This window comes from Alistipes putredinis DSM 17216 (assembly GCF_000154465.1).
Classification (GTDB): domain Bacteria; phylum Bacteroidota; class Bacteroidia; order Bacteroidales; family Rikenellaceae; genus Alistipes; species Alistipes putredinis.
In genome coordinates, this window is the sequence record NZ_DS499578.1 from 1 (window position 1) to 3,853 (window position 3,853).

Genomic DNA, 3,853 nt, shown 5'->3' on the forward strand with positions numbered 1-3,853 from the left:
GTCATCGCACTGTGGTGGATTCTGGTGACTGCGATGTCCGCAGTTCTGGGAGCTATGGGCGAACGGTTTGTCTGGTTGCCGGAATACGACAAGGTAGCGGAATGGCTGTCGGCAAACAACGGAAAAGGGTTACTACTGTTCGGAAACTGCGGACGCGGGAAATCGCTGTTGGTCCGCTACGCAATTCCGATGTTGCTACGCAAGTTCGCCAACCGGATCGTAACGGTCGTGGACTGCGGGTCACAGAGTGTCAATATCGACGACGTAATTAAACGCAAGTTTATCACACTGGACGATATGGGCGTGGAGGTGGACCGAGTAGAGTTCGGGACACGACGTAATCTGGTCGTAGAACTCATCAACAAGGCACAGGACAATCCCGATACGCTTCTGTTCATATCTTCGAACCTTACAGGCGAAGCGATCAAGGACCGATATGGAGATCGGATATACGACCGGATCAAGTATCTATGCCATCGGGTCGCTTTTAATGGAAACAGTTTACGCAAATGAAACACCTTGAATCGAACATCCAACGCGCTTTTGTACGTTGGTTCCGGCTTCAATACCCCGAGTATGCTTTGAATTTGACGAGCGTGCCCAATGGTGGATTGCGAAGTAAAACCGAGGCGGCCATCATGAAAGCTGAAGGGATGACGGCTGGAGCGGCGGATTTACTGTTACTTGTTCCCCGAGATGGGTTTGGTGTACTGGGACTGGAATTTAAGACCCAAGTAAAAGGAAGTCGTCAGACCCCAGCACAAAAACAATGGCAGAAATCTTTTGAACAGGTTGGAAACAAGTATGTACTTGTTCGCACACTGAATGAAGCTATAACGGCAGTTCAAAATTATTTGGATAAATGACAAAACGACAATTTTATCACTGGCTTCATTCTGCCGAGTGGTTCACTATGGGTAAAACGCATTGATTATATGACCAACCTTTCTTACCGCCAGGCAATGTTGATTAAACATACGGCCTGGATGAACACTCGCTTGCTCGCGCGGGGTCCTCGGCCGGAAGACGAGCGGTACGTGCCGCTCGCGGTGCGGATGCTTACGCTGGTCGGCTGCTTGAACTACGCGATGCTCGACCTTGAGTCCGAACTCACGGCATCCGGCTTGTTCCACCATGAAACCAAACGCCGCTATACGCAGGCTCAGACTTTGGTCTCGCAGGCTCACGGCGTCGCGTGGTCGATGCTTCGCAAGATCGACGACCGAGCCGCCCGGCAGTACAACGACAAGACGGACGAGGCGTATCGGACCATCAGCGGCTGTATCCTGTTGGAGGCTCCTCAAAGGTCTTACAACATCGTGCTGTCGCTGTGTAGGATCATCAGCTCTCTCAACGGTCGGATTTCGGGCCGCTACGACTTCAACCCGGCCAAACCTCTTGTACGCATCCCGGCTCTGTTGGAGTGTATCGGGATCGAGGATTGTAAAATAGACGGAATCATCGAATTGAATTTAATAGATTAACGAAAATGAAAGAATACACACAAGCGGATTTCGATGCCTTCGAGGTGATCGACGGAATCAAACAATGCCCCTCGGGGGATTACAGTGATATACAAATATTCGGCGAGCGGTGCTCCTTCGGCGAGCGGTGCTCTTTCGGTAAGGAGTGCTCTTTCGGTGAGGAGTGCTCTTTCGGCAAGTGGTGCTCTTTCGGTGAGGATTGCTCTTTCGGTGAGGAGTGCTCTTTCGGCAAGTGGTGCTCTTTCAGCGATAAGTGCTCTTTCGGTGAGGATTGCTCTTTCGGTGAGGAGTGCTCTTTCGGTGAGGAGTGCTCCTTCGGCGAGTGGTGCTCCTTCGGCAAGTGGTGCTCTTTCGGTGAGGATTGCTTTTTCGGTGAGGAGTGCTCCTTCGAAGGGAAAGGCGAATATATCGGCGATTATCCTTTCCTGGCTTTTGTCGGGTTCGGCTCTCGGATTGGCAGCAAGGTTTACTTTTTCAACCTGCAAGACGGCATTTATGTCCGTTGCGGCTGCTGGCTGTCGAATATAGCGGGGTTCCGGGAGAGAGTGAAAGAGAAGAATGCCGATGCGATGTACCTGGATTTATGCGATCTGGTTGAGAGGAAGTTTAACAGGAAAAATTCGAAATAACTATGCGGGCGAACGAATATCAGACACGCGCGATGAGTACGCGGCTGCCGAGTTGCGAGAATGCGACCTATATGCTTTTCGGTCTGATGGCCGAGATTGGCGAAATCGCCGACAAGATCGCCAAATGGCGCCGAAAGGGAGTGTGCCGGCTGGATATGGATCATTTGGTCTTCAATACGGGTGATCTGCAAGAGGTGGAGGGTTACAAATCCGAGCTGATGAAAGAGGTCGGGGATTGTGCGTGGTTTATCGCGGGCATTGCCGATTGCTTCGGCTTCACGCTCGAAGAGGTCATGCAGCAGAACCTCGACAAACTCGCCAGCCGCCGCGAGCGCGGCGTGATCGACTCAAACGGGGATAACCGATGATCGCTTATGACCCACGCCTCTCTTTTCAGCGGAATCGGAGGGTTCGATCTGGCGGCCGAGTGGGCGGGCTGGACGAACGCCTTCAACTGCGAGATCGATCCTTTTTGCCGCAAAGTATTGAAATATCACTTCCCGAATGCAGAACAATATGAAGACATCAGAACGACCGACTTCACTGTCTGGAAAGACCGTATCGACGTGCTTACCGGTGGATTCCCGTGCCAGCCGTTCAGCCTCGCAGGAAAGCGGCGAGGTACAGAAGACTACCGCTACCTGTGGCCCGCGATGCTCGACGTTATTCGGACTGTTCGACCGCGCTGGGTCGTTGGCGAGAACGTTTACGGAATCGTTAATTGGTCGGAAGGGTTGGTATTCGAAAGGGTGTGCGCTGACCTGGAGACGGCAGGATACGAGGTGCAGCCGTACATTATTCCGGCTTGCGGTGTCGGCGCTCCCCACCGTCGGGACAGATGCTGGTTTGTTGCCCACCGTACAGACGCAGGGACTGAAACGATGCGTGAACGGTCGAACGGAGTTCATGCCGACAGTATTGCTTCCGACACCCCATGCCTCGGACGCATCACGCGGAGGTCAAAAAGTAACCGGACTATACAAAACGAGAAAATCGGGTCTAACATATATGTCCCTGTTGAACGATCTGGCAGTAAGCGGACTTTTACCGACCCCGACAGCGAACGATGCGAAGAATGTAACGCTTCCTGCCAGTCAGGGCATATGCAACGGACTACCCAAAACAGCGATGCAAAGCGACGAATACCGGACTGGAACGGGTTCCCGACTCAACCCCCTGTATGTGGCGGAGATGATGGGTTTCCCGGGGAATTGGCTGGTATCGCCTTTCCTCGGTGGCGCCGGGAAGCCGTCAAAGCCTGCGGTAACGCCATAGTCCCGCAGGTGGCATTACAGATTTTCGAAACGATAAATGAATACGAAAGGAAATGAAAAAACACTTACTTACAAGTTTTCTTTTTGGAACACTGACAATTGTTTTATGTGGTATTATATCCGGGGAACCCTATCGCTCGATTGCATGGGCCGTAATATTGGTTATTCTTATTATCTCCGTCATTGCAATTGGGATAGCGACAACCGCAATTTACGATTTGTTGAAGCAGGGGATGAATATTAACATGCTGACTATCAATGGCGGAATCCGCTTTTTCGACAAAAGCAAGCCCGCCAACCCCGATATTGAGGAGAATCAAAACGATCAGAGGAAATGAAAAAAGTAATGTTCAACGATCTTTACGGGTAGTTTACGAATCGAGTTGGTGAAACACCGAGATTTGATGCAGAACATTGCAAAACTTTGAAAAACTTTCGATCATTTTGTAGTGTGAGAGAAAGAAAG

At 51.2% G+C, this 3,853-nt stretch carries 7 protein-coding genes; all 7 read left to right on the forward strand.

Annotated features, from left to right (window positions below; genetic code table 11):
* Positions 1–513 (forward strand): P-loop NTPase family protein (locus ALIPUT_RS13025; protein ID WP_004328851.1); only part of this gene is annotated, 513 nt, incomplete at its 5' end.
* Positions 510–866 (forward strand): PDDEXK family nuclease, encoded by a 357-nt coding sequence (locus ALIPUT_RS05870; RefSeq protein WP_004327640.1) that lies wholly within the window; start codon positions 510–512, stop codon positions 864–866. The genes ALIPUT_RS13025 and ALIPUT_RS05870, both read left to right, overlap by 4 nt.
* Positions 867–935: 69 nt before the next feature.
* Entirely contained in the window at positions 936–1,484 is a 549-nt protein-coding gene (locus ALIPUT_RS05875) for a hypothetical protein (RefSeq protein WP_004327641.1), read from the forward strand.
* 5 nt (positions 1,485–1,489) lie between these two features.
* A complete protein-coding gene (locus ALIPUT_RS05880) occupies positions 1,490–2,113 on the forward strand; it encodes a zinc finger CCCH domain-containing protein (protein WP_004328852.1) in 624 nt (207 codons plus the stop codon).
* Between the two features lie 2 nt (positions 2,114–2,115).
* Complete coding sequence (locus ALIPUT_RS05885; RefSeq protein ID WP_004328853.1) at positions 2,116–2,481, forward strand: nucleoside triphosphate pyrophosphohydrolase family protein; 366 nt, start codon at positions 2,116–2,118, stop codon at positions 2,479–2,481.
* Positions 2,482–2,487: 6 nt separating this feature from the next.
* On the forward strand, positions 2,488–3,444 hold the full coding sequence (locus ALIPUT_RS05890) for a DNA cytosine methyltransferase (RefSeq protein WP_004328854.1): 957 nt from the start codon (positions 2,488–2,490) through the stop codon (positions 3,442–3,444).
* Entirely contained in the window at positions 3,441–3,725 is a 285-nt protein-coding gene (locus tag ALIPUT_RS05895; protein WP_004328855.1) for a hypothetical protein, read from the forward strand. The genes ALIPUT_RS05890 and ALIPUT_RS05895 overlap by 4 nt, the downstream gene beginning before the upstream one ends.
* The last annotated feature ends 128 nt before the right edge of the window (positions 3,726–3,853 follow it).

Coding starts and splice junctions, on each gene's coding strand:
- ALIPUT_RS05870 (WP_004327640.1), top strand. CDS start 510: ATGAAACACCTTGAATCGAACATCCAACGCGCTTTTGTACGTTGGTTC.
- ALIPUT_RS05875 (WP_004327641.1), top strand. CDS start 936: ATGACCAACCTTTCTTACCGCCAGGCAATGTTGATTAAACATACGGCC.
- ALIPUT_RS05880 (WP_004328852.1), top strand. CDS start 1,490: ATGAAAGAATACACACAAGCGGATTTCGATGCCTTCGAGGTGATCGAC.
- ALIPUT_RS05885 (WP_004328853.1), top strand. CDS start 2,116: ATGCGGGCGAACGAATATCAGACACGCGCGATGAGTACGCGGCTGCCG.
- ALIPUT_RS05890 (WP_004328854.1), top strand. CDS start 2,488: ATGACCCACGCCTCTCTTTTCAGCGGAATCGGAGGGTTCGATCTGGCG.
- ALIPUT_RS05895 (WP_004328855.1), top strand. CDS start 3,441: ATGAAAAAACACTTACTTACAAGTTTTCTTTTTGGAACACTGACAATT.